Source organism: Streptomyces sp. NBC_00370 (assembly GCF_036084755.1).
In the GTDB taxonomy this organism is placed as follows: domain Bacteria; phylum Actinomycetota; class Actinomycetes; order Streptomycetales; family Streptomycetaceae; genus Streptomyces.
On sequence record NZ_CP107968.1, the window covers coordinates 1,119,156 to 1,143,593 of the forward strand.

Here is a 24,438-nt window from a genome sequence, read left to right on the forward strand (position 1 = left end):
GGGGTTCACCTCGTGACAGGGGGACGGGCGGACGGGTTGGTGGTGCTGTCGGGCCGCAGCAGCCGCAGGGTCAGCTGTGCCTTGCGGGCGAGATCCACCCACGACGCGTAGCTGAAGCCGAGCCGGTAGCTGTCCTGGGAGCTGGGCGGTATGTGGTCGAGCTGGCTCATGGCGCCGTGGCCGAGCGATTCGAGTTTCTGCATGAGGCGCTCGTAGGTGTCGGCGGTGATGAAGCCGGTGCCGGGGTCGTCGGGCGAGGCGTCCGCCGACACCGGTACGCGCCGGGCGGCGGGGACCGGCGGCCGGTCGCCGTCGGGGACGTCGCCGTTGCGCCTGATCCGGAGCGAGTAGCCGTAACCGCTCTCGATCTGGGGGAGTTTGACGTGCACGAGATCCTCGTCGGAGTCCTTCATGGCCGCGATCACCTCCACGGTGCGGATGGCGCCATCGGCGCCGTAGAAGAAGGGCACACCGGGCCCTGCGATGGGGATGTCGGCGTCGGCGCAGCCGACACCGTCGATGACGGCGAGCACCTGCTCGCCCTCGGTGACCCGGTCGAGGGGCTTGATGACGAAGAACGCCGCGCCCTCGCCGGGGGTCAGGTCGTCGATGTGATGGCCGGCCTCGTTCAGTCTGCGTTCGAACAGCCGGGTGAACTCGGGTGTGAGGTTGGCGTGTACGCCGCCGACCAGCGCGACGTCGCACTCGCCCTGTTCGAGGTTGCGCTTGGCCAGGCCGAGCGCGGTCCCGAAGGAGCACAGGTCGTCGTCGATGACGACGCCGGGGCCGCGCAGGTCGAAGATGTTCTGGATCCGGCCGGCCGTGATGTTGTCCATGTAGCCGGGCAGTGCGTTCTCCCTGGTGTGCGGGATGTAGCGGTGCACCTCCTCGGTGTAGCTGTCGACCAGGGCCTGCCGGGTGGCGGTGCCGAGCGCCTGGTAGGCGGGCACGTCCTCCAGGGCGCGCTCGAACTCCACCAGACGGATACGGAAGTTGCGGGTGAGCCCCGATTCGAGACCGCAGGTGGCGCCGACGAACACACCGGCGTTGACCCGGTCGGCCGCCGCCACCCCGTACTGTTCGAGCGCCTGCCCTGCCGCCATCACCGACAGCAGCTGGGCCCGGTCGAGGTCGGCCAGCACACTGGGCGGGATGCGGTAGGTCTTCCAGGGGAAGTCCAGGTCGGTGACGACACCGCCGCGCCAGGTGCCCTCGGGGTCGTAGACGGCGGCGGCGTCCGGGTGCCAGCGGTCGGCGGGGAAGCCCGAAACCCCCGTGCCGGCGGGCCTGTCGGGGTCGAGGCCCGCGATGTCCCTGGCGTACGGCGTGACACAGCCGATGCCGAGGACGGCGAGCGGCACACTGACCGCGCTCTCGGCGCGGCCCGCGTGGCTCTGCTGCTTCAGGGCGGCGTCGGCGTGGTGGACCGCGTCGTACTGCTCCACGACGATGCTGGTGTTGACGCCGCCGAAGCCGAAGGCGTTGGAGAGCGCGCGGCGGGGCCTGCATTCGTCGGGCACCTGCCAGGACTCGGCCTCGACGGGGACCCGGAACGGCGAGCCGGGGAGTTTCATCTCCGGCTGGGCGGTGCTGAAGGCGTGGGTGGGCGGCACCGTCTCGTGTTTGAAGGAGAGCAGGATCTTCAGCAGGTTGGCCATGCCGGCGGCCGAGAAGGTGTGTCCGATCTGGGCCTTGACCGAGCCGAGCAGGATGGATCCGGGGTCGGTCTCCCGGCCGTCGTAGAGCTGCTGCAGCGAGGTGACCTCCACCAGGTCGCCGGTGGAGGTGGCGGTGGCGTGGGTCTCGATGTAGTCCAGCTCCTCCGGCTGGGCGTCGGCGAGTTCGAGCGCCCGGCGCATCGCCGCCACCTGGCCGCGCGGCGAAGGGGCGTAGATGGCCTTGCCCTTGCCGTCGCAGCGGGTGGCGACACCGCGGATCACCCCGGCGATGGTGTCGCCGTCGCGCACCGCGTCGCTGAGCCGCTTGAGCAGGACGGTGCCCGAGCCCTCGCCGTTGATGAGGCCGCTGGCGCCCGCGTCGAGCGGGGTGGAGCGGGTGGCCGAGAGTCCGCCGATCTTGGCGAAGCACACGTTGCCGGTGATGTTCATGTTGCCCTGCACACCGGTGGCCAGCACCATGTCGTGGCTGCCGTCCTGGAGGTACTTCACCGCCGTGTCGATGACGGTGAGCCCCGAGGCGCAGGCGGCGTCGCCGATCGCGGCGGGCCCCGGCAGACCGAGCACCCGGGCGACCGCCTTGGCCACACTGACCTGGAAGACGTTGGCCGCGGGTGAGTCCTCCGCGTCGTACAGCCGGCGTTTGACCGCGGCGGGGAAGCCGCTCTCGATGGCCTCCCGCTGCTCCGCTTCCAGGCCCTGGAACGCCGCGCCGCCCTTGATGTGGTGCAGCACCTCGCCGGCCCGGAAGGCGAGCGAGGACTCCATCACGGCTTCGTCGCCGAGCATGTTGCCGACGAACAGCGCGGTGTCGGTGGTGCTCAGCTGGTGCGGTGTGTAACCCGACATGCGCAGTGTCTGCAGCACGGTGTCGAGGACCATCAGCTGGGTGCGGTTGAAGTCGGTGACGGCCTCCCGTCCGATGCGGGTCAGTTCGTCGAGCCCGGTGGGCCCGGCGTAGTCGTCGATAAAGCCGCCCCAGCGGCAGTACGTCTTGTCGACGACGCTCTTGTCCTCGTCGTGGTAGTTCTGCCAGTCCCAGCGCTCGTCGGGCGGTGAGCCGATGCCGATCTTCCCGCCCAGGATGTTCTGCCAGAACGTGTCCGCGTCGTACGAGTCGGGCGGGAAGACGCAGCCGTATCCCACGACGGCGATCGGGTCGAAGTCCTCGAAGTCAGTCCCAGGCACGGAGCTGCCCCTTCTGCTGGTGGCCGTCCGTGGCCCAGGGGGTCACGGTGGCGATGGCGAAGATGTGGTCGGTGAGCCGGCCGTAGCGGATGTGCACCCGGTCCCCCGGGTCGGTGCCGGCCGGCAGGTTGATGTCGAAGACGGCGGCGGCCGGCCCGGCCCCGCGCAGCCGGGCTGTTCCCCAGCCGTGCGCGAAGCCGATGCCGTACGCCTTGAGCAGTGCTTCCTTGACCACCCACAGCGCGGTGGCCCGGTGTGCCGGGTCGAAGGCCGGGAACACGGACTCGGCCAGGGCGACTTCCCGTTCGGTGAAGACCGTGCGGAGCAGTGCGGGGCTGAAGCTCCGCAGGGGTTCCACATCGACCCCGACCCGGCCGCCGCTGGCCAGGCCGCACACCGCGAACCGCAGGGTGTGCGCGAGGGAGATGTCGGTGATGGGAAGCTCCGGGGGGCCGCCCCGCCCGTAGCCGCCCCCGGGTGGTGCGCTCAGTTCGGGTTTGCCGGCCCGGCCGCCGGGTTTGCGGCCGAGTACGGCGAGTTGGCTGGGCGGTACGGCGAGACCGAGCCGTTCCAGGGTCAGACACACCAGGCGTTTGGCGGCGACCCGTCCCGCCAGCCATTCGACCTGCCGTTTGGGTACGGTGATCCGGGCGAAGACGGAGAGTTCCGCCGGGCCCAGGTAGTGCGCGCTGTACGCGGCGGGGGCCGCCGCGTAGTCCCCGCGCACCTGGGCGACCGGCAGCCATTCGGTGGTCACGGCGCCGCCGCCGGGCAGCGTCACGGCGCCGCCCGGCACGGCCGCCTCAGCCCAGCAGACTCGTATCGCCTTCATCGCGTCCCACTCGCGCCACCACCAGGTCGTCCATCTCGCACAGCGGGATGCCGGCGGAGTCGACGATCCGGGTGGCGACGCGCAGGCCGCCCGGCTTGCCTCCGGCGTCGGGGTCGACGGTGGAGTGGGTGTACAGGGTCTCGTCGGGCAGCGGCGCCCGGTAGAAGCGCAGTGCGCCGATGGAGACCGGCACCACATGGGTGCCGTGTCGGTGGTACGTCCACAGCAGGGTGGACCTCCAGGCGTTGTCGATGACGACGGGCATGGTCAGCAGCCGGGGTGTGGCGACGGTGGAGAAGAGGCCGCGCCCCGACGGCACGACGATCTCGCTCACCACCCGGCCTTCGTCGATGTCGCCGAGGAACCCGATCCGGCTGACCTGACGGAACGTCGGGCCGAAGGTGATCTGCCGGTGGGCCCGCTCGTAGAACCGCTCCAGGTCGAACTCGGTTGCCTTCTCGACGAGTTCGGCGATCGAGGGGTCGGCGTCCGGCGCCGGGGCCGGCTGCCGCGCGAAGAAGTACGTGCCGCGTGAGTGCACCCGGTCGGCCTCCAGGACCCGGCCGTCGGCGGTGACGAGGTCCGAACGGATCTCGGCGGTGATCCGGCGCGGTACGTCCGGTGCGATCTCGTGGGGTCCGGTGACCCGGGCCTCCAGACGCAGGTCGAGCGGGAAGTTCGGCAGGTGTTTGACGAACTTCAGGAACTCGATGTTCTCCGCGCCGATGACGGTCTGTCCGGGCACGAGCAGCCCGGCCGTCTCGGCCTGCGACTCGATGTGCAGCACACCGGGGAAGGTGCCGGCGCCCTTGACCTGGTGGTCGTCGAGGTAGCGGTCGGTGCGCGGGTCGAGCCGTTTGGTGGCGACGATCCGGCCCTTGCCGGTGTCGGTGACCGCGTCCAGCAGCGGCAGGCTGATCCGGTCCCTGACACTGCCGTCGGGCCCGACCGGCACGGCGACACCGGTCCTGTCGGCGTTCATGGACGCGTCCTGGCCGCCGTAGCTGTTCGTCCCGATCTCGCCGAAGACCAGGACCTCGGGGTCGTTACCGCCCTGGAAGATCTCCCTGGCGAAGTGCTGGACGCCTTCCTCGACGCCCAGGTAGCGCAGGCCGCGGCCCACTTCCTGGATCCGCCGTACCGCTTCCGTCGCGGCCATGCCGACGTCGGACCAGCCGGTCCAGCACAGGGTGAAGACCCTGACCTCGGGACGCCGCCTGGCGAGCAGGGCGGAGAGCTTGGAGACCAGATCCGCGCCCGCCGTGTAGTCGACCTGGCCGTCCATGCCGAAGCGGCCGAGGAAGGAGCCGAAGAAGCTGAAGAACGTCAACTCGTCGTCCTTGACGGCGTGCCACAGGTGGTGGGCGCCGTCGGCCTTGACCCGTACGACATGGCGGGCGTGGGCGAGGGACTTCTTCGGGACGGTGGCGACCGAGTCGAGGCCCGCCGCGTGCACGACGCCGTCGATCCGGCCGTACTTCTGCCGGATCGCCTCGATCGTCGCCGTGACCTGCGCCGCGTCGGACACGTCGCAGGTCTCGTAGCCGGTGAGCGGGTTGATGGCGCGCAGTTCTTCGATGTTGCGGTACAGCGTCCGGGAGTTGGCCAGGGCGGCGAACTCCTTCTTCGCCCGCACCGGGGTGACGGCCGGATCGGCGCGCTTGGCCTCGCGGAACCAGTTGGCGCCGAGCGCCTCGAACTCCGCGTCGTCCAGGGCCATCCACTCCTCGGTGCCGGCCGCCGGGCGGGTACGGCCGAGGACGACGACACGTACGCCTTCGAGGCGGGCGAGTTCCTTGGCGCACTCGTAGGTGATGCCGCGCGAGCCGCCGGAGAAGACGACGACACTGCCCGGGTCGAGCCGCAGCGGTGTGCGGCGCTCGTCGGTGTCGATCTCGTGCGGGAGTACCTGCACGATCTTGCGCAGCCCCCGTACGTAACCGACTTCGGCGGACGGTTCGGCCTGGTGGGTGATCTCGGCGAACAGGGCGTCCGCCGCGTCCCGCACCCCGCTGTCGGTGAAGTCCACGACCTTGACGCGGACGTCGGGGAGTTCCAGTTGCAGACTCTTGGCGAATCCCGCGGTGAGTCCGCCGAGCGGGTCCATCGCACCGTCGGCCTCAAGTCCGAAGACCCCGCCGACGGCGGTGGCGGCGAAGTAGCCGCCCTCGGCGCCGGCCTGCGCCAGATCGGCGAAGTAGGCCTTGGCGGCGAGGAGGTTGACGGTGAAGTGCTGGTCGGCCGCAGCGCTCCAGTCGGCGGCCGGCGCGTCGAAGGAGGTGTGCTGCCCGTCGCCGGTGATGGGTTCGGGGCCCGCACCGTAGGGGTGCAGATTGACGACGGCCTGGACCGGGGCGCCGCCCCGGGCCGTCGTGAGTGCGGCGGCCAGTGCCTCGGGGTCGGTGAAGTCGGCGTGCGCCGTCCGCCAGCCGGTGAGTTCCGTGCCCTGCGGGGCGACGGCGTACGGCAGCGCGCCCTGCTCGGCGAGAAGCGGCAGCAGCAGCTCGGCGAGACGGGTGTCGTGGCCCGTGACGACCACGACCGCCTTGCCGTCCAGGCTGAACGGCACGGTGCCGGGGTGGTGCAGCGGGCTCTGTACGGCGACGGGGACGAAACGGCCGGCGATCCGGTCGACTTCACGGGCGAGTACCGGCGGCAGTACCGGGCTTGCGGCTGCCGCCGACGGTATGTGGCTGCCGTCGTCGCCCGCCCCGCCCTCGCTGCGGCCGCCGCGCGGACCTCGCCCGGTGCCGGCGCGCAGTTCGGCGACGAACGCGGACATCTTGTGCAGGGTGTTCAGCTCGGCGGTGTCCAGGTCCTCCACCACCGGCAGCCCGAACTGCTCGCGGACCTCGCCCAGGATCTCGGCCTGCTTCACCGAGTCGATCCCCAGATCCGCCTCCAGATCCAGCTCCGCCTCCAACAGATCGGCCGGATAACCCGTCTTCGCCTCCGTCACCGCCCACACCACACGGTCCACCTCCGCACGCTCCTCGGCGGACGGCTCGGCGATTACGACGACGGCACTGTCGGCGCTGTCGGCGCTGTCGGCGCTGTCGGTGGGATCGGTGGGATCGGTGGGGTCGGTGGGCGCGGCTTCGGCCGCCGGGGCGGCCTTGGGGTGGGTGACCGCCTGGAGTCCGGCGACGAACTCGGCGATCTTGCGCAGGGTGTTCAGCTCGGCGGTGTCCAGGTCCTCCACCACCGGCAGGTCGAACTGGTCACGCACGTCGCCCAGGATCTCGGCCTGCTTCACCGAGTCGATCCCCAGATCCGCCTCCAGATCCAGCTCCGCCTCCAACAGATCGGCCGGATAACCCGTCTTCGCCTCCGTCACCGCCCACACCACACGGTCCACCTCCGCACGCTCCTCGGCGGACGGCTCGGCGGTGGTGGTCGTGGCGGCGGGTACGGGTACGGGTACGGGTGCGGCGGCCGGGGCCGGGACGGTCGCGGCCGGCCCGGATCCGTCCACCGCGGGGGCCGTGTCGCGCGATGCCTCGATGAGCTGGTCCAGCAGATGCCCCAGCGGTGCGTCGTCACTGGTGGCGACGGTGATGCCGGGCAGCCCGAGGTGCGCGGCGAGCGCCGTCGCCAGCTCCTCGCGCACCCGGACGCTGAGCCCGAGCCCGGTGCCCATGAGCTGGGCCGGGTCGAGCAGCCGTACCGGGTAACCGGTGTAGCGCGCGGCGACCTTGAGCAGTCCCGCCCGCACCTGGGTCACGCTCTCGCGCGCCGTGGCCGGTGCCTCCGCGCTCCGCGCGGGCGCCTCGGCCTCCGCCGGCACCTCGCCGTTGCCCATGCCGTGGACGGCGGCGAAGGCGGTGAAGCGCCGCATGCTCTCGACAGCGCCGAGCGACTGGATGTTGGTCGGTGTGACGAGCGCGTCCTGGTCCGCCAGGATCCGCTCGGCGAGCCCGGAGAGGATCGACTTCGGGCCGACCTCGACGAACGCGTTGACACCGCCGGTGTGCAGCTGCCGGATCAGGTCCTGGAAGCTGAACGGGGTGACGAGCTGGCGGGCCAGCAGCATCGGCATGTCGGCGATGTCGTGCTCGGTGTAGAAGTCGCCGACGACGGTCGACAGCACGGGAGTGTGCGGCGCGCGCCAGTCGAGCGCGGCCAGGGTGCGCTCCAGATGCGGTACGGCGTCCGCGAGCAGGTCCGAGTGGAAGCCGTGCGAGACCCGCAGCCGGGTGGCCTTGATGCCCCGCTCGCGGCAGAGCGCCGTGGCCCGGTCGATGGTGTCGGAGTCGCCCGAAAGCACCGTCTGGTCGGGCGAGTTGACGATGGAGCGGACGATGTAGCCGTCCTGACCGTGCATCAGGAGCACGAGCCGGGCGAGCTGTTCCCTGCTGCGGGGGCTGTCCGTCTGCAGGCTCAGCATGCCGCCGCGGCGCTCGGGGTCGATGGTCTTGACGGCGGCGCCGCGCCCGTACACGGCCCGTACGCCGTCCTCCAGCGACAGCGCGCCTGCCGCGACGAGCGCGCCCAGCTCACCGAGGCTGTGGCCGATGTGCACCTCGGCGGTGACGCCTTGGTGCTCCAGCAGCCGGTGCACGGCCATGCTGCCGGCGAAGATGGCGGGCTGCATGACCACGGGGTCCTGCAGCTCCTTCGCCGGGTCGTGGCCGCCGGAGCTGAACATCCTGCTGGTCAGGGTGTGTCCGGCCAGCGACCGGTAGGTCTCGTCCATCCGCTCGAACGTCTCGGCGACCACCGGGTGTTCGGCGATGAGGTCGGCGAACATGTCGGGGTACTGGGCCCCGTGTCCGGGGAACAGGAAGGCGGTACGCAGCTGGACTCCGGTGGTACCCAGGTACACGCCCTGGGCCTGGAGCGCCCGCCGGTACGCGACGACCTGCTCGTCGAGCTGGGCTTCGGTCTCGGTCATGGTCACGTCGGTATGTCCCCTCAGGCCAGAATGTTGTGCCGCCGGGCGGCGTCACCCAGCAGTTCCAGTGCGCGGTCCACGTCCTCGGTCGTCATGCCGGCGGTGACCGTGGCGCGGAACCTGGCCCGCCCCTTGGGCACGGCGGGGAAGATCGCCCCCGAGACGTAAAGGCCGTCCGCCATCAGCTCCTTGGACATGAGCAGGGCGGTGTTGTCGTCACCGATGAGGATCGGGATGACGGGCGTGACACTGCCCATCACCTCGAAGCCCGCCCGGATGAGCCCCGAGCGGAAGCGCATGGTGTTCTCCCACAGCTTCTCGGTGCGCCACGGCTCCCGCCGCATCAGCTCCAGCGCCTTGAGCACACCGGCCACGGTCGGCGCCGGCAGGCTCGCGTTGAACATGTAGGCGTGCGCCGAGTGGCGCAGGAACTCCACGACGTCCTCGCCGGCGGTGACGAACCCGCCGACCCCGCCCAGGGTCTTGCTGAAGGTCCCCATGGTGAGGTCGGGGACCACACCGAAGTGCTCGCCCGCTCCCCTGCCGTGCTCGCCGAGGAACCCGGTGCCGTGGGCCTCGTCCACCATCAGCATGGCGCCGTACTGCTCGGTGAGCCGGTGGATCTCGTCCATCGGGGCGATCTCGCCGTCCATCGAGTACACACCGTCGACCACGACGAACTTCTTCTTCGCGTCCGCGTTGCGCCGGAGCACGTACTCCAGCTTCTCCATGGAGTTGTGCGCGAATATCTTGACGCTGCCCTCCGCGAGCCGGCAGCCGTCGATGATGCTCATATGGTTGAACTGGTCGGTGATGACGACGGTTTCGGCGTCGCAGAGCGCCGAGATCGTCCCCAGGTTGGCCATATAGCCGGAGCTGTAGGTGATGGCGGCCTCGGTGCCCATCCAGTCGGCGAGCCGCTCCTCCAGCTCCAGGTGCAGCCGGGTCGTGCCGTTGTTGAGCCGGGCACCGCAGGCACCTGAGCCGTAGGTGTCGAGCGCTTCCTTGATCGCCTTGTTGATCTCCGGGTGGCCGACGAGACCCAGGTAGTTCCCGCTGGTCAACATGATGACCTCGCGGTTGTCGATCTCGGACCGGCCGCCCGGTGCGGCGGTGAAAGGCTGTTCGAAGGTGTAGAAGCCGCTGTCCTTGAGGCCCCGGATCCGGTCGTTGACCGACGCGAGGGTCCGCGCGTATTCATCCGTGATCATTCGTGATTCCCCTCTCGGTGCGTCGCTCGCCGCTGCCGGCGTACGGGGCAGGAGACGGCGACCGTCATCCCGACAGAGCGGCGGGAGGGGGGTGCGGATACCTCGCATCCGTGCGCTTCACGCCACATCGCCCCGGCGCTACCCACGGGCCGTGCGGGCGGCGACCCCGGGTCCAGTGGCGGGCTACCCGGTCATGGGACAAGAGATGTCAACAGGTCCCTACGGGGAGGGCCGAAGGAGGAGTTGTCGTGGTGGAGGCGAAGACGGCACACGGCCGGGACAGCACTCCGGCGTCGCCCGCCGAACTGGTCGCGGCCTGCCGCGCCGGTGAGGAGGCGGCATGGGCGCGGCTCATCAGGCGCTACCGCCCCACGGTCTGGACGGTGGCCCGTTCGCACGGGCTGCGGCCGGCCGACTGTGAGGACGTCTGCCAGCTGACCTGGCTGCGCGTCATCGAGAACATCGGCTCGCTCCACGATCCGGCCAAGGTCGGCGCGTGGATCGTCACCACGGCACGGCGCGAGGCTCTGAAGGTGTCCGGCAGCGGCACCAAGTACCACCTCGTCGACGATCTCGCCTTCTTCGCCCAGGAGAGCTGTCACGAGGCGACCCCCGAGGAGTCGGCGCTGAGCACGGCCGAGGGCGACCTCGCCCGGCTCGCCTTCCGGCTCCTGCCCAGGCAGCACCAGGCCCTGCTGGGGCTGCTGCTCTGTGATCCCCCGCTGAGTTACGACGCGATCAGCGCGGCGCTCTCCATGCCGCGCGGCTCGATCGGCCCCACCCGAAACCGCATTCTCCGGCAAGCCGGGGATTTCCTGCGCGACATGTGAAAGGACGAACCATGAGTGCCCAGACACAGGGCCATCCCGTCCGTACGTTCGTCATCGCCGCCGTGGCGATGTTCATCACCTCGCTCGACAATCTCGTGGTCACCACCGCGCTGCCCGCGATCCGTGAGGACCTGGGCGCGGGACTGGACGACCTGGAATGGACAGTCAACGCGTTCACCCTCACCTTCGCCGTCCTCCTCATGACGGGGTCCGCGCTCGGTGACCGGTTCGGCAGGCGACGGCTGTTCATGATCGGTGTCACCATCTTCACGCTGGCCTCCGCGGGGGCCGCGCTGTCGGACACCGCGGCGCAGCTGATCGCGGCGCGCGCCGTGCAGGGCGTCGGCGGCGCGATCGTCGTACCGCTGACCCTGACGCTGCTGTCCGCCGCCGTGCCGCCCGCCAAGCGCGGTGCGGCGCTGGGCGCCTGGGGCGCCATCGCGGGTCTGGCCATCGCGCTGGGACCCGTGGTGGGCGGCGCCATCGTCGAGGGCGCCTCCTGGCAGTGGATCTTCTGGATCAATGTGCCGCTCGGCATCGTGCTCGTCCCGCTGTCCCGGGTCTGGCTCGCGGAGAGCCGGGGCGCGGAGGCCAAGCTCGACGTGCTCGGTACGGCGCTGCTGAGCTTCGGACTCTTCGGCGTGATCCTCGGTCTGGTGCGCGGCGGTACGACCGGCTGGACGTCCGGCGAGGTGCTGGCGGGCTTCCTGGCCGGCGGTGTGCTGCTGATCGCCTTCCTGGTGTGGGAGAACCGCACCGCGCATCCGATGCTGCCGCTCGGTCTGTTCCGCGGCCGGGCCTTCTCGATGACCAACCTGGCGTCGCTGCTGATGTACTTCGGCATGTTCGGGTCGATCTTCCTGATCGCGCAGTTCCTGCAGACGGCGCAGGGCTACTCGCCGCTGGAGGCCGGGCTGCGCACCCTCCCGTGGACCGCGATGCCGATGGTGGTCGCGCCGGTCGCCGGGATCCTCTCCGACAAGTTCGGCGGGCGGCTGATCCTGACGATCGGGTTCGTCCTCCAGGCGATCGGTCTCGGCTGGTTCGCGCTGGTGGCGACGCCGTCGGTCGGTTACGGCACGCTGGTGCCGCCGTTCGCCGTCCTCGGCGTCGGTATGTCGCTGTTCTACGCGCCCGTCGTCAACATGGTCTTCTCGTCCGTACGGCGGGACCAGGAGGGCATCGCCTCCGGTGTCAACAACGCGGGCCGTGAGCTGGGCGGTGTGCTCGGAGTGGCCATTCTGGCCGCCGTGTTCGCCGCGTACGGCGGCTACGGGAGCGCGCAGACCTTCGTGGACGGGCTGATCCCCGCGGTCTGGGTCGGGGCCGCCGTGGTCCTGGCAGCGGGCGTCGCCTCGATGCTGATCCCGAACGGGCTGCGCCCGGTGGGCGCCGAGGCGATGGGCGCCGAGGCGGCGCGCGCCGAGGCCGTCGAGAAGGCGGCCGTGGCGGACGGCACGGAGGAGGTTCCCGCACCTGCGGCCGCGACGGTGGCCTGAGAAGGAGAGCGAGCAGAAGGAGAGAGACCCTGATGTCGGAAACCGTCGAAGAGACCCTCTGGAAGATCGTCAGCGGCTCCCCCAACCCGGAGGAACTGGCCGCCGTGACCGCCGTACTCGCCTCGCTCGCACGCCGCGCCGAGGCACCGGCCGCCCCGGTCGTCGTCCCGCTCGCCGGCTGGCGCCACTCCGTGACGCCGCGTCTGGGCGGCTCCTGGCGCGCCGCCGCCTGAGCACCCGCCGGACCCACCGCGCACCCCGGTGCGGTGGGTCCGGCGTGGTCAGACCACACCGACCGCGCGGGCCTGGTCGGCCGCGGCGGCCGGTCCGTGCGGGAAGGGTTCGCCGTGTCCCGGCAGCAGCAGGCGGGCCGGCTGGACGGCCAGCCGGTCGAGCGAGCGCAGGGCCGCCGCGCTGTCCTGGGTGAACCCCCGGCAGACCAGGCAGGGTCCGGTGTGTCCGGTCAGACCGTCGTAGGTCACCAGCGCGTCGCCGGTGAAGAGCAGCCCGCGGTCGGCGAACAGATAGCCGGTGCTGCCCGTCGTATGGCCCGGCAGCGGCACCGCCAGCGGGCGGCCGGGGACGGAGTCGAGGGTCCGCTCACCGTCGAAGGTACGCACCCGGCGGACGGCCGGAGCGGTGAAGGCGCCGCCGCGCGCCAGCCGCAGCGGTGTGGCGACAGCGGCCGGCCTGCGCCGCAGGTACGTCAGCATCGACCGCTCCGGCTTGGCGTGCCGCAGGGCGCTGCGCGGTCCGTCGGCCAGGATGGCGGCGTCCGCGCGGTGGACCCACACCTCGGCGTCGCTCAGCGCGCGGATCCGCTCGGCCAGTCCGGTGTGGTCGGGGTGCGCGTGGGTGAGCAGCACCGCCCGGATGTCCGCCGGGCGGTGTCCGGTGCGGGCCAGGGCCTCCTGGAGACGGCCGAAGTGGCTGGGCAGCCCCGCGTCCACCAGCACGGGACCCTCGTCCCCCTCGACCAGGTAGAAGTTGACCACCGTGTCACCGAGCCGGTGGACACCGGGTGCGACCGGTGCTGTTTCCGCTCTCGGGTCACCCATGTTCTCCTCCGGACGCTATATTCGATACATGCGGCAGTATCCAATGTACTCCGAGGATCCGGACACCACCGGCGGGCGCCATGGCACCGGCTGAACCGCGGGCCAGGGCGTACGACTCCAGCGGGCGCAGGGCGGCGGCGCTGCGCAGCCGCGGGGCGGTGCTGGACGCCTGCCGGGAGCTGCTGTTCCAGGACGGCTACCGGGCGGCCACGATCCGGGCGGTGGCCGAGCGGGCGGGGGTCTCGCCGGAGACGGTCCACAAGACGTTCGGCGGCAAGCCGGGGCTGCTGAAGGCGCTGTGGGACGTGACACTGGCCGGCGACGACGAACCGGCCGCCATGGCGGAGCGTCCGCAGCTCCAGGAGGTGTTCCGCACCCGCGACCCGGGCGAAAAGCTGGGCCTCTACGCGGAGTTCGTGTGCGGCGTCCACGAACGCACCGGCCGGCTCTTCGCGTTGCTCACCCGCGCGGGCCCGGAGGTCGCCGACTTCCTCGACGCGACCGAGGCGGAGCGGCTGACCGGCGTCAGGGGGTTCGTCGCGCATCTCGCGCGCGAGGAGCTGCTGCGGCCCGGCGAGGACCAGGAACGCGCGGCCGATGTCTGCTGGGTGCTCACCTCGCCGCAGGTCTTCGGCAGGCTGACCGAGGACCGGGGCTGGGACACCGCGGCCTACCGCGACTGGCTGGCCGGCGCGCTGGCCGCCGCGCTCGTATGACACGCGGGCGGCCCGTCCCCGGGGCAGGACGGGCCACGCGCGGTGGTGGGCCGGACGTCAGACGGTGGGCCGGACGTCAGGCGGTGGCCGCGTCCGTCGCCAGGTCGGCCTCGACGTCGAGCACGATCTGGACCTTCTCGCTCAGCGCGACGCCGCCGCCGGGGATGGGACCGTTGTAACTCACCCCGAAGTCACCGCGGTTGATCTCGGTGGTGGCGGAGAAACCGGCCTTGGTGCCCCCTGCGGGGTTGGGGCCGAACTCGGGCGTCTCGACGGCGAGGGTGACCGGCTTGGTCGTCCCGCGGATCGTCAGGTCGCCGTCGATGAAGAAGTCCCCGTCCTCGTACCGCACTCCGGTGGAGACGAAGTCGATGGTGGGGTGGTTCTCGGCGTCGAAGAAGTCGGCCGAGCGGATGTGGTCGTCCCGCATGGGGTTGGCGGTGTCGATGGACGTCGCGTCGATCGTCGTGCTGACCGACGACTCCAGCGGGTTCTCCGCGATGGTGATCTGCCCGCTGAAGGTGCCGAAGTGGCCACGGACCTTGCTGACCATCATGTGCTTGATGATGAACCCGACGTGGGAGTGGACCGTGTCGATGGTCCACGTGCCCGCGACGATGCCGGGGATCTGCAGATCGGTGGAAGTCAAAGGGATGCGCTCCTGACAGAAATTGACAGCCGTAGCGGTTCCTTTTGGTTTCTCGGTACTCTATAGGAACCGTCACAATCGTCCGGCAGTCCGTCTGTCCAGGCAATCAGGCACTTCTTGGTGCCGTGGTTCTCGGAGGTAACCGTGAGCACTCCCACCGGCCGCACCCCGACGGCCTGCCGCGCCCGGCAGGCCCTGGACCTCGTCGCCGACAAGTGGTCGCTGTACGTGGTGTCCTGTCTGGGCGAGGGGCCCCGGCGGTTCAGCGAGCTGCGGCGGGACATCGACGGGATCAGCCAGCGGATGCTGACCGTCACCCTGCGTGGCCTGGAGCGCGACGGCATCCTGACCAGGACCGTCGTCGAGGTGATGCCGCCGCATGTGAGCTACGGACTGACCCCGATCGGCCGGACGCTGCTGCGTGCCACGGCGCCGCTGATCGACTGGAGCGTCGGGAATCTGGAGCGGATGGACGCGGCGCGCGCCGAGTACGACGCGCGCACCGCCGCCCGTACCGCTTGACGTCGAACAGCCGCTAGTTGACGTTGAACAGCTGCTCGACCGGGTCGATCGCGAAGTACACGACGAACAGCGCGGCGGTCGCCCACAGCAGCCAGTGCACCTCGCGCGCCTTGCCGAGTACGGCCTTGACGAGGACGTACGAGACGAAGCCCGCCCCGATGCCGTTGGTGATGGAGTACGTGAACGGCATCACGGCGATCGTCAGGAACGCCGGGATCGCTATCTCGTACTTCTCCCAGTCGATGTGCCGCACCTGCGACATCAGCAGGAAGCCCACCACGACCAGCGCGGGGGCCGCCGCCTGCGCGGGGACGACCACGGCGAGCGGTGTCAGGAACAGCGCCAGGGCGAACAGCGCGCCGGTCACGACGGAGGCGAAGCCGGTACGGGCGCCCTCGCCGACCCCGGCGGCCGACTCGATGTACGCGGTGTTGGAGGACGCCGATGCCGCGCCGCCCGCGACGGCGGCGGCGCCGTCGATGAGCAGGACCCGGCCCAGGTTCGGCACCCTGCCGTCCGCGTCCAGCAGCCCCGCCTCGTTGGACACACCGACGACCGTGCCCATGGTGTCGAAGAAGTCGCTGAGGATGAGGGTGAAGACGAGCAGCACCAGGGTGACGACGCTGATCTCGTGGAACGCGCCGAAGAGGGAGAAGTGGCCGACGAGCCCGAAGTCGGGCGCCGCCACGATGTCGTCGGGCACCGAGGGCACGGTGAGACCCCACGCAGCGGGCTTGATGTCGGCGATCTCGTTGATGATGATCGCGACGATCGTCATCGTGACGATGCCGATGAGGATCGCGCCCCGCACCTTCCTCGCCACCAGGGCGATGATGAGCAACACCCCGAGGCAGAAGACCAGTACGGGCCAGCCGGTCAGATGCCCTGTCGCGCCGAGCTGGACCGGTGTCGATCCCGTGGCGCCGGGGATACGGGAGGCGAAGCCGGCGTCCACGAAGCCGATGAACGCGATGAACAGCCCGATGCCGACGCTGATCGCCTGCTTGAGCGGTCCCGGGATGGCCCGCATGACGGCCTCCCGCAGCCCGGTGACGACCAGGACGCAGATCAGCAGGCCCTCGATGACGACAAGGCCCATCGCGTCCGGCCAGCTCATCAGCGGCGCGAGCTGGAAGGCCACCACGGCGTTGAGCCCGAGCCCGGCCGCGATGGCGAGCGGCAGATTGCCGCCGATGCCCATGATCGCGGTCATCACGGCCGCCACCAGGGCGGTGACGGTGACCAGTTGGGGCCCGGAGAGGTGGTGGCCGAACTTGTCCTCGGCGCCGCCGAGGATGATCGGGTTCAGCACGAGGATGTAGGCCATCGTGAAGAACGTGGCGAAGCCGCCGCGTATCTCACGTCCGTACGTCGAGCCGCGCTCGCTGATCCTGAAGTACCGGTCGACGGCGTCGCGCCGGGACCCGCCCGGCGCCTCGGGTGCGTCCGGTGCGTCGGGTGTCCTGTCCACTGTCTGGCCTGACATTGCTCTCCTCGTCGGGTCGCGATGCGTCGGGGGGGTAGGTGGATTGTTCCCCTGACAGGGCCATTTCAGGTTTTCAGGATGTTACGTGATCCGGAGATGCGCGAGGAGCCCGCCGAGCGGGGCGGGGACCCGCCCGAGGTCGAGCGCGCCGACCAGCGCACCCGCGTACTGCGCCTTGCGGCCGCTGTGGGTGCCCATGAAACGCCGCAACTGCCGCTCGACGCTCCTGCCCCGCTGCGCGGGCTGCTTCTGGAACGTGCGGAACGGCCGCAGGTCGCCCTGGTCGGCCAGGACCTCCTGGACGGCGGCGGCGCCCAGCGCACGGATCAGCTCGTCCTCCAGGTCGGCGACGCACACCTGGAACCCGCCCGACGCCAGCCCGGCCCGCGCCAGGGCCCGCAGGAAGAACTCCGTCTCGGCGGCGTCGCACAGGCCGGCCAGCGGGACGTCGAGCCCCTGGGCGCCGAACAGGCCGAGGAATCTGCCGATGCTCGTGGCACCGCCGAGCGGTACGACACACACGCCCTCGGCCGCCAGATCCCTGCCGAACCGCGCGGCCAGCGTGTCGACGGCGACCTGGTCGCTCGCCCCCTCCACCAGCACGACCGTACGCAGCCCGGCGCCGGCGGCCAGCTCGTGCGCCGCCGCACCGGCCGCCCGCGCCCCCGCACCGCCGGCGGCCCACTCGACAGCCGCCCGGCTGAGCAGCGTCATCTCGTCCACACGGACCAGTTTCGCAGCCGCGACGGCGCGGATCAAAGCATATTGGCCCGGCTGACGAACCGTCAGACGTATTCCTTCTCGCTGGGCATGAAGATCAGGTTGCGGCTCTTCTCGGGGCGCTCCTCGGTGATGGGGACGAGCCTGCGGTCCGCCTCCGCGATCCAGCGGTAGGTGTAGTCGAGACCGGTGAAGTGCTCGGTGAGTTCGGCCAGCGGCATCGTCGCCAGGGCTTCGAGGATGATGACCGGGCGGTCGCGCTTGATGAGGTGGCGCGCGCCGTCGAGGACGCTCGGCTCGTGGCCCTCCACGTCGATCTTGATCAGGTCCACCGGGGTGTTCCCCAGCGTCTCGTCCAGGGTGACCAGCTGGATCCGGGTGGTGAAGGCACTGGCCAGCGGCTTGTCGAAGCCTTCCAGCGAGGAACCGGTCGACAGCAGGCTCGCCAGCGGGAAGCGGATGTTGATGTCGGCGAACCCGGTGTGGTCGGAGACGCCCTTCTGGTGCAGTTCGAGGTTCTTGATCGCGTTGGCCCGGTGGTTGACGGCCAGTCTGGCGTGGATCGGCGGCACGGGCTCGAAGGCGTGCACCTTCGCCTTGGGGCTGGAGAGCGCGGCGATCATCGCGTAGTAGCCGACATGCGCGCCGACGTCGAGCACGGTCCTGCTCTGCGCCGCCAGCCGGCTCCAGTGGTACAGGCTCGCCGACTCGTAGCCGAACCGGCCGTTCCAGACGGTGTCGAGGGCGACCGCCTCGTCGTTCCCGCAGAACATCACGAACGGCGGACAGAGGTCCGACTCGATGTCCACCCAGCCCTGGTAGGGGAAGGCCTTGCGGTGGGTGTTGAGGATGTCGGACGTGGTGACCGGCCTGACCCGCGCGGCCTCCTCCGCCGTCCGCAGGTTCATCGCGTCGAGATCCCGTGTCCGGGTGCCGTGCGCCCCGCCTGCGGCCCCACCCGACCGCGGCTTCGCGGTACCGGCGCTTGACGAGATCTTACGGAGGATCTTCACACGGTCTCCTTGGGAAGGCCGGCCGGCGTGGGTGCCTTCCCCGCGGACGACCGGTTCGAGTAGGCCGATGTTGTCGACACGGCATGAGCGCGCGGTGTTGGTGCGGTGAACGAGAGGCAAATCGTCGCCCTCAGCTGTGCCCCACCGCCCGCCGGCGGTCCGGCGGCGGTGCGTCACGCCGTACGCACCGGGCCGGGACTACGGTGGGTGAGACGTGTCCGTACGCCGCACGCCGAACACCGGGAGGGAACCATGGCTCCGCCGCCGCTCCCAGGTGTCCTCGGCAACCTCGCGCCGATCCTCGACCACTGGGGCTATCTCGCCGTCGGCGGTCTGCTGTTCGTGGAGGACTTCGGCGTACCGGTCCCCGGCGAGACGGTACTGATCGCAGCGGCCGTCTACGCCGGCACCGGACAGCTGAACATCGTGGCCGTCGTGCTGATCGCCTTGGTCGCCGCGGTGGCCGGCGACAACGTCGGCTACGCCATCGGGCGCTACGGCGGCCACCGGCTGGTCAACCGCTACGGCAAGTACGTCCTGCTCACTCCGCCCCGGGTGGCCAAGGCCGAGGCGTTCTTCGAGCGGCACGGCGGCAAGATCGTCACCATCGCCCGGTTCGTGGACGGGCTGCGCCAGGCCAACGGCATCATCGCGGGAATGAGCGGGATGTCCTGGCCGAGATTCCTCGCGTTCAACTCGCTCGGCGCCGCCCTGTGGGTCGGTGTCTGGTCGGTGCTCGGGTACTTCGCCGGACAGCACGTGGACACCATCTATCCGGCGATCGAGCGCTACGAGCTGTACTTCCTGGCGGCGCTGGTGGCCGTCGTCGCGTTCTTCGTCGTCCGCCATCTGCGCCGTCGCCGTCGCGACGGGTCGGACGACGAGACGGACGACAAGCCGGACGAGGAGACGGACGGCGAGACGAACGACGAGACGCAGGACAAGACGCAGGACAAGTCCTAGGTCGTGTCCGCCCTGCCGGGGAAGCTCGCGCCCAGCAGCGTGAGCAGCGGTGTCGCCTTGACCGCCGTCTCCTCGAACTCCGCCGCCGGGTCCGAGAGATCGATGATCGCGCCGCCGACCCCGTAACTCAGCCGGTTCCCGTGCAGCACGGCCGTGCGGATGACGATGCTGAGATCGGCGGCCCCGGTGAGGGAGAAGTAGCCGATCGCCCCGGAGTAGACACCGCGCGGCCCGCCTTCGAGACCGTCGATGATCCGCATGGTGCGGATCTTCGGCGCCCCGGTCATCGAGCCGCCCGGGAAGGCGTCCCGTACGGCCGCCACCGCGCCGCTGTCCGGGCGCAGCCGGGCCCGTACCGTGCTGACCAGCTGGTGCGCCGACGCGTACGTCTCCACCTGGAAGACGGGTTCCGCGGTGACGGAGCCGGTCACGGCGTTACGGCCGAGGTCGTTGCGGACCAGGTCGACGATCATCAGGTTCTCCGCGCGGTCCTTCTCGCTGGCCGCGAGATCCGCGACGGCGAGGGCGTCGTCCGCCGCGGTGGCGCCCCGTGGTCTGGTCCCCTTGATCGGGCGTGACTCGGCCGTCCCGTACCGGTCGACCCGCAGGAACCGCTCGGGCGATGTGCTGAGTACGGACACCTCGCCGAATCCCAGGAAGGCACCGAACGGCGCCGGGCTGATCCGCCGCAGTGAACGGTAGAGCTGCCACGGGTCGACGCCGGGCAGCTCCGTCTCGATCATGTTGGTCAAACAGACCTCGTAGGTCTCGCCCGCGCCGATCTCCTGCCGGCAGGTGTCGATGAGCTTGAGGTACATGTCCCGCTCGTGGCGCAGCCGCAGCACCACCTCCCCCCGCCCCGCCGGCACCGGCGGGGCGACGGGTCCCGGCCGCAGTCCGGCGAGGCCGGCGAGCCGTTCGGCGGTCTCCCGCAGCCAGCCGAGCGCGGGGCCCTCGTCCCCGTCCTCGGCGAGGGCCAGCAGATACGTCGCGTTGTCGCCGTGGTCGAGGACGACGGCCCGGTCGGCGAAGACCATGACCGCGTCGGGTTCCGCCGACGGGTGGGCACGGTCCCCGTCGTGGTCGGCCTTCAGCTCGTACCCCAGATAGCCGACCCAGCCGAGCGCGAAGTCGAAGGGCAGCTCGGGCGCGGTCACGCCGGTCGCGCGCAGGTCCTGTTCGAGCCAGTCGAGGAAGCCGCCCGGTACGGTCCGGGTGGCGTGCCGCGATGCGACCGTCACCGTGCCCGCCTGGACATCGGCGGTGGCCACGCGGGCGAGCGGGCCTGTGGCGTCGCCCATCATCGACAGCCGGCCCGGGGCCGGGTGCGCCGGCGTACCGCTGTCCAGCCAGAACGGGTGCCGGCCCGCCCTGAACAGCCGGTCGAAGACCACTTCGGCGTCCCAGCGGGTGGTCAGCCGCTCGGCCACGACCCGCAGCCGCCGGGGCTTCACGTGCTCCACGTGCTCCCCATGCTCCACGTCGGCGGTGGCCGTGGCCGTGGCCGGCCGAGAGCGGCGGGGTGCCGGCACCGCCCGGCGCCGGCCGTGCTGTTCGGTGAGCCGGCGGAAGTTCGCCATCAGCCGCCGGCCGCCCCGCGTGCCTATGGACTCGGGATGGAACTGCACGCCCCACAGCGGCAGGCTCCGGTGCCGCAACGCCATCAGGACGCCGTCGGCGGTGCGCGCCAGCGGCTCAAGGACGGGAGGCAGCGCGTCCACCACGAGCGAGTGGTAGCGGATCACCTCCAGCGGCGAGGGCAGTGCCTCGAAGAGGCCGGTGCCGTCGTGCAGCACCGCCGACGCCCGGCCGTGCCGCGGCTCGGGTGCGCGCACGACCCGCGCTCCGTGGGCGAGCGCCAGTGCCTGGTGGCCGAGGCACACCCCGAGGACCGGGATCCTGGCGTCCTCGACGATCCCGGCGCAGAGACCGATGTCGGCGGGGCTGTGCGGCGTTCCGGGTCCGGGCGACAGGACGACGTTGTCGAAGGCGTCGAGCAGCTCCGGCCGCCAGCCGGGGTCGTCGTTGCGTATCACCTCGGGTGCCACGCCGTTGACCTCGGCCAGCTGGTGGAACAGGTTGTAGGTGAACGAGTCGTAGTTGTCGACGAGAAGCGTACGCATGACCAGGTCCTTAGGGTGCGGACACGACCGGCGGTCCGGCGGGCTCAGTGCGCGGTCCAGCCGCCGTCCAGCGCGAGCGAGGTGCCCGTGACGAACGAGGCGTGGTCGGAACAGAGATAGGCGACGGCCTCGGCCACCTCGGCCGGCTCCATGAGCCGCTTGAGCGCGCTGTCCTGGAGCAGCACATCGGCGACGACCCGGTCCTCGGGGATGCCGTGCGCCGCCGCCTGGTCGGCGATCTGCTTCTCGACCAGCGGGGTGCGCACATAGGCGGGGTTGACGCAGTTGGAGGTGACGCCGTGGGGCGCGCCTTCCAGGGCGGCGGTCTTGGAGAGCCCTTCGAGACCGTGCTTGGCCGCCACGTACGCCGACTTGTACGCCGAGGCGCGCAGTCCGTGCACCGACGAGATGTTGACGATCCGGCCCCAGCCGTTGCCGTACATGTGCGGCAGCGCGCCCCGGATCAGCCGGAACGGCGCCTCCAGCATCACGGTGAGCACCGTGTGGAAGACGTCCGGCGGGTACTCCTCGATGGGCCGCACGAGTTGGATCCCGGCGTTGTTGACGAGGATGTCGGCGCCGGCCGCGGCGCGCTCGGCTGCGTCGAGGTCCGTCAGGTCCAGCACCTCGGGCCGCACCGCGCCGGGCAGTCCCTCGGCGGCGGGGGCCAGGGCTTCGAGTCCTTCGGCGTCCCGGTCCAGGGCGGTCACCGCCGCCCCGGCCGCGGCGAGCCGCAGCGCGCAGGCCCTGCCGATGCCGCTGGCCGCGCCGGTGACGAGCGCGGTGCGGCCGGTGAGGTCGAGCGGGGCCGGAACCGTGGGTCGGGACATCGTCGTACTCCTCGGGCTCAGGGAGTGGGGTCGAACCAGGTGGGAGCGTCGGTGAGGGCCTGTTTGATCCGGAAGAGGCCGAACTCCTCCAGGGCGGGCAGGGCGTCCACGGAGAACCAGCCGACTTCGAGCGACTCCTCGTCGTTGACCCGCGCGTCGCCGCCGACCGCCCGGCAGCGGATGGTGATGTCCATGAACTGGCAGACGTCGCCGTTGGGGTAGGTGATGGGCCGGTGCGCCGCCTGGACGAGTACGACGCGCTCGGCCACACACTCCACGCCGGTCTCTTCGAACACCTCGCGTACGGCGGTCGTCGCCGGCTGCTCCCCCGGTTCCGGGATGCCGCCGATGACGGACCACTCGCCGGTGTCGGCCCGCCGTCCGAGCAGGACGCGTCCCTCGTCGTCGAAGACGATCGCGCTGACCCCCGGCAGCAGCATGAGCTGGTGTCCCGCCGTGGCCCTGATCCGCTGGATGAAGTCTGGAGTTCCCATGCGCCCGACCCTACGAGGCGACACGCCGCCGGGCCGACACGGACCTGCCGACGACCCAGCCGATTGCGGCCACGGCGACGAGCGCCAGCAGCCCCTCGGGGAGGGCGCCGAGCCGGGTGGCCGGGGTCAGCGAGGTGCGCAGCGGCACCTTGGCGACCAGCGCGTCGGGGGTGAACATCTTCGTCTGCGAGACGATCGTGCCGTCGGGCCGGATGATCGCGCTGACCCCGCTGGTGGCGGGCACGACGACGGTCCTGCTGTGCTCGACGGCCCGCACCCGCGACATGGCGAGCTGCTGGTACGTCATCTCGCTGCGGTCGAACGTGGCGTTGTTGCTGGGCACGGCGATCAGCTCGGCGCCCGCCTTGACCGGGTCGCGCACGGCGCCGTCGAACGCGGCCTCGAAGCAGGTGGCGAGCCCCACCTCGGTGCCGGCCAGGTCGAAGAGACCCACCTTGTGCCCGGGGCCGAAGTCCCGGCTGACCTCGTCGACGTGCGAGTTGAACAGCCGTACGACGGAGCGCATCGGGATGTACTCGCCGAAGGGCTGCACATGCCGCTTGTCGTAGGTGGCCCCGGGGCCCTTCACCGGGTCCCACTGGATCAGCCTGTTGTGCAGCGGCCCCGAGTCGGGGGTGACGACGGCGCCGACCACGGTCGGTACGCCGATCGCCTTGACCGCTTCGTCGATGACGATCCTGGCGTCGCCGTCCCGGTACGGGTCGACGTCGGAGGAGTTCTCCGGCCACAGCACGAAGTCGGGCTGCGGCACCTTGCCCGCCTTCACGTCGGCGGCGACCTTGAGGGTCTCCTTGACGTGGTTGTCGAGGACGGCGCGGCGCTGGGAGTTGAAGTCGAGCCCCATGCGGGGCACGTTGCCCTGGATCGCGGCGACGGTCTTCGTACCGTCCTCGGCCGCGTCGCTCACGAGCGGCAGCGCGGCGAGCGCGCCGGCGATCGGGACGAGGACGGTGAGCGCCGCGGCCGTCACCGCCGACCGGGACACCTGGTGCGTCCGGCGGTACGCGACGACCTGGCGCACCGCCTCGTACAGGCCGAAGCCGCACAGGGCGACGGCGAAGCCGAGCACCGGGGTGCCGCCGACGGCCGCGAGCGGCACGAAGACACTGTCGGCCTGGCCGAAGGCGATCTTGCCCCAGGGGAAGCCGCCGAACGGCACCCGGGCCCGGGCGCCCTCGCCGAGGATCCACACGGCGGCCGACCAGACCGGCCACACCGGGAGCCGGGACACGGCCGCCATGCCCATGCCCACGAAGCCGATGAAGACGGACTCGGCGGCGGCCAGGGCCAGCCAGGGGAACGAGCCGACCTCGCCGCCCGTCCAGATCAGCAGCGGCAGCATGAAGCCGAGCCCGGCGAGATAGCCGAGACCGAACCCGGCGCGCAGCCGGCGGCCGTAGAGCGTCCAGGCGAGCAGCGCGAAGGCGGGCAGCGCCAGCCACCACAGGGGGCGCGGCGGGAAGCTGAGGTAGAGCAGGACACCGGAGACCACGGCGGCGGCCGGTCTGACCAGCCTGGACCCACGGGTGGGGGCGGGGTCCTGCGCAGAGGTGTCGACGGATGTCATGGTGGCGCTCACCTGGCGGAGTCTACGGTGAGCCGCTGTGCGTCCGGCACCGCCGTGTGATGTGAGAGACAACGTTCCTCCGCAAGTCGCGCACAGATCCGTGTCCTTGCGGTTACCGTGTGCGCCAGTCCCTGCCACCTGGCCGG

At 71.0% G+C, this 24,438-nt stretch carries 19 protein-coding genes; 6 read left to right on the forward strand and 13 right to left on the reverse strand.

The window, feature by feature from the left end:
* Positions 1–5: 5 nt before the first annotated feature.
* Genes OHS57_RS04860 through OHS57_RS04875 form a run of 4 tightly spaced genes read right to left on the reverse strand, consistent with a single transcriptional unit; the run spans position 6 to position 9,801 of the window.
* The gene (locus OHS57_RS04860; RefSeq protein WP_328581132.1) at positions 6–2,864 is read right to left on the reverse strand and encodes a beta-ketoacyl synthase N-terminal-like domain-containing protein; all 2,859 of its coding nucleotides are present in this window, start codon (positions 2,862–2,864) and stop codon (positions 6–8) included.
* Complete coding sequence (locus tag OHS57_RS04865; protein ID WP_328581133.1) at positions 2,851–3,696, reverse strand: 4'-phosphopantetheinyl transferase family protein; 846 nt, start codon at positions 3,694–3,696, stop codon at positions 2,851–2,853. The genes OHS57_RS04860 and OHS57_RS04865 overlap by 14 nt, the downstream gene beginning before the upstream one ends.
* On the reverse strand, positions 3,668–8,590 hold the full coding sequence (locus OHS57_RS04870; protein WP_328581134.1) for an SDR family NAD(P)-dependent oxidoreductase: 4,923 nt from the start codon (positions 8,588–8,590) through the stop codon (positions 3,668–3,670). Before OHS57_RS04870 ends, OHS57_RS04865 begins: the two co-directional genes overlap by 29 nt.
* Positions 8,591–8,610: 20 nt before the next feature.
* Entirely contained in the window at positions 8,611–9,801 is a 1,191-nt protein-coding gene (locus OHS57_RS04875) for an aminotransferase class I/II-fold pyridoxal phosphate-dependent enzyme (RefSeq protein ID WP_041998177.1), read from the reverse strand.
* 248 nt (positions 9,802–10,049) lie between these two features.
* On the opposite strand from OHS57_RS04875, the gene OHS57_RS04880 reads away from it, so the two are divergent.
* The 3 genes from OHS57_RS04880 to OHS57_RS04890 are packed head-to-tail and all read left to right on the forward strand — an operon-like array spanning position 10,050 to position 12,363.
* The gene (locus tag OHS57_RS04880; RefSeq protein ID WP_052457330.1) at positions 10,050–10,631 is read left to right on the forward strand and encodes an RNA polymerase sigma factor; all 582 of its coding nucleotides are present in this window, start codon (positions 10,050–10,052) and stop codon (positions 10,629–10,631) included.
* 11 nt (positions 10,632–10,642) lie between these two features.
* On the forward strand, positions 10,643–12,130 hold the full coding sequence (locus OHS57_RS04885) for a DHA2 family efflux MFS transporter permease subunit (protein WP_328581135.1): 1,488 nt from the start codon (positions 10,643–10,645) through the stop codon (positions 12,128–12,130).
* Positions 12,131–12,162: 32 nt separating this feature from the next.
* Positions 12,163–12,363, forward strand: a complete 201-nt coding sequence (locus OHS57_RS04890; protein ID WP_328581136.1) for an acyl-CoA carboxylase subunit epsilon — start codon at positions 12,163–12,165, stop codon at positions 12,361–12,363.
* A gap of 48 nt (positions 12,364–12,411) precedes the next feature.
* Here the strand turns inward: OHS57_RS04890 and OHS57_RS04895 are convergent, their stop codons facing one another.
* Positions 12,412–13,188 carry an MBL fold metallo-hydrolase gene (locus tag OHS57_RS04895; RefSeq protein ID WP_328581137.1) on the reverse strand — a complete coding sequence of 259 codons (777 nt, stop codon included), beginning with the start codon at positions 13,186–13,188 and terminating at the stop codon, positions 12,412–12,414.
* 80 nt (positions 13,189–13,268) lie between these two features.
* Here OHS57_RS04895 and OHS57_RS04900 point away from each other — a divergent pair, with 80 nt between their 5' ends.
* Complete coding sequence (locus tag OHS57_RS04900) at positions 13,269–13,904, forward strand: TetR/AcrR family transcriptional regulator (RefSeq protein ID WP_328581138.1); 636 nt, start codon at positions 13,269–13,271, stop codon at positions 13,902–13,904.
* A gap of 76 nt (positions 13,905–13,980) precedes the next feature.
* Here OHS57_RS04900 and OHS57_RS04905 read toward each other — a convergent pair whose 3' ends face one another.
* Complete coding sequence (locus OHS57_RS04905) at positions 13,981–14,553, reverse strand: YceI family protein (protein ID WP_041998168.1); 573 nt, start codon at positions 14,551–14,553, stop codon at positions 13,981–13,983.
* Positions 14,554–14,697: 144 nt separating this feature from the next.
* On the opposite strand from OHS57_RS04905, the gene OHS57_RS04910 reads away from it, so the two are divergent.
* Positions 14,698–15,075, forward strand: coding sequence for a winged helix-turn-helix transcriptional regulator (locus OHS57_RS04910; protein WP_041998167.1), 378 nt, complete (start codon positions 14,698–14,700; stop codon positions 15,073–15,075).
* Positions 15,076–15,088: 13 nt separating this feature from the next.
* Here the strand turns inward: OHS57_RS04910 and OHS57_RS04915 are convergent, their stop codons facing one another.
* The 3 genes from OHS57_RS04915 to OHS57_RS04925 form a co-directional block, all read right to left on the reverse strand.
* Complete coding sequence (locus OHS57_RS04915; RefSeq protein ID WP_078864040.1) at positions 15,089–16,561, reverse strand: NCS2 family permease; 1,473 nt, start codon at positions 16,559–16,561, stop codon at positions 15,089–15,091.
* Between the two features lie 81 nt (positions 16,562–16,642).
* Positions 16,643–17,284, reverse strand: a complete 642-nt coding sequence (locus OHS57_RS04920; RefSeq protein ID WP_042000313.1) for a TOPRIM nucleotidyl transferase/hydrolase domain-containing protein — start codon at positions 17,282–17,284, stop codon at positions 16,643–16,645.
* A 62-nt stretch (positions 17,285–17,346) separates the two neighbouring features.
* Positions 17,347–18,294 (reverse strand): FkbM family methyltransferase, encoded by a 948-nt coding sequence (locus OHS57_RS04925; RefSeq protein WP_328581139.1) that lies wholly within the window; start codon positions 18,292–18,294, stop codon positions 17,347–17,349.
* 252 nt (positions 18,295–18,546) lie between these two features.
* On the opposite strand from OHS57_RS04925, the gene OHS57_RS04930 reads away from it, so the two are divergent.
* On the forward strand, positions 18,547–19,257 hold the full coding sequence (locus OHS57_RS04930; protein WP_041998164.1) for a DedA family protein: 711 nt from the start codon (positions 18,547–18,549) through the stop codon (positions 19,255–19,257).
* On the opposite strand, the gene pabB is transcribed toward OHS57_RS04930, so the two are convergent.
* From pabB to lnt, 4 genes are read right to left on the reverse strand one after another with little or no spacing between them, the layout of a single operon-like run.
* Positions 19,254–21,380, reverse strand: a complete 2,127-nt coding sequence (gene pabB / locus OHS57_RS04935; protein WP_328581140.1) for an aminodeoxychorismate synthase component I — start codon at positions 21,378–21,380, stop codon at positions 19,254–19,256. The genes OHS57_RS04930 and pabB overlap by 4 nt on opposite strands.
* A gap of 44 nt (positions 21,381–21,424) precedes the next feature.
* Positions 21,425–22,210, reverse strand: coding sequence for a 3-hydroxybutyrate dehydrogenase (locus tag OHS57_RS04940; RefSeq protein ID WP_328581141.1), 786 nt, complete (start codon positions 22,208–22,210; stop codon positions 21,425–21,427).
* Positions 22,211–22,227: 17 nt separating this feature from the next.
* Positions 22,228–22,704 carry an NUDIX hydrolase gene (locus OHS57_RS04945; protein WP_328581142.1) on the reverse strand — a complete coding sequence of 159 codons (477 nt, stop codon included), beginning with the start codon at positions 22,702–22,704 and terminating at the stop codon, positions 22,228–22,230.
* Positions 22,705–22,714: 10 nt separating this feature from the next.
* The gene (lnt, locus tag OHS57_RS04950) at positions 22,715–24,304 is read right to left on the reverse strand and encodes an apolipoprotein N-acyltransferase (RefSeq protein WP_328581143.1); all 1,590 of its coding nucleotides are present in this window, start codon (positions 24,302–24,304) and stop codon (positions 22,715–22,717) included.
* Positions 24,305–24,438: the final 134 nt, after the last annotated feature.

Bases quoted from the DNA above. Each gene is read 5' to 3' on its own strand.
- OHS57_RS04885 (WP_328581135.1), top strand. From the start codon at position 10,643: ATGAGTGCCCAGACACAGGGCCATCCCGTCCGTACGTTCGTCATCGCC.
- OHS57_RS04870 (WP_328581134.1), bottom strand. From the start codon at position 8,590: ATGACCGAGACCGAAGCCCAGCTCGACGAGCAGGTCGTCGCGTACCGG.
- OHS57_RS04900 (WP_328581138.1), top strand. From the start codon at position 13,269: ATGGCACCGGCTGAACCGCGGGCCAGGGCGTACGACTCCAGCGGGCGC.
- OHS57_RS04890 (WP_328581136.1), top strand. From the start codon at position 12,163: ATGTCGGAAACCGTCGAAGAGACCCTCTGGAAGATCGTCAGCGGCTCC.
- OHS57_RS04930 (WP_041998164.1), top strand. From the start codon at position 18,547: ATGGCTCCGCCGCCGCTCCCAGGTGTCCTCGGCAACCTCGCGCCGATC.
- OHS57_RS04945 (WP_328581142.1), bottom strand. From the start codon at position 22,704: ATGGGAACTCCAGACTTCATCCAGCGGATCAGGGCCACGGCGGGACAC.
- OHS57_RS04940 (WP_328581141.1), bottom strand. From the start codon at position 22,210: ATGTCCCGACCCACGGTTCCGGCCCCGCTCGACCTCACCGGCCGCACC.
- OHS57_RS04895 (WP_328581137.1), bottom strand. From the start codon at position 13,188: ATGGGTGACCCGAGAGCGGAAACAGCACCGGTCGCACCCGGTGTCCAC.
- OHS57_RS04875 (WP_041998177.1), bottom strand. From the start codon at position 9,801: ATGATCACGGATGAATACGCGCGGACCCTCGCGTCGGTCAACGACCGG.
- OHS57_RS04865 (WP_328581133.1), bottom strand. From the start codon at position 3,696: ATGAAGGCGATACGAGTCTGCTGGGCTGAGGCGGCCGTGCCGGGCGGC.
- OHS57_RS04915 (WP_078864040.1), bottom strand. From the start codon at position 16,561: ATGTCAGGCCAGACAGTGGACAGGACACCCGACGCACCGGACGCACCC.
- pabB (WP_328581140.1), bottom strand. From the start codon at position 21,380: ATGCGTACGCTTCTCGTCGACAACTACGACTCGTTCACCTACAACCTG.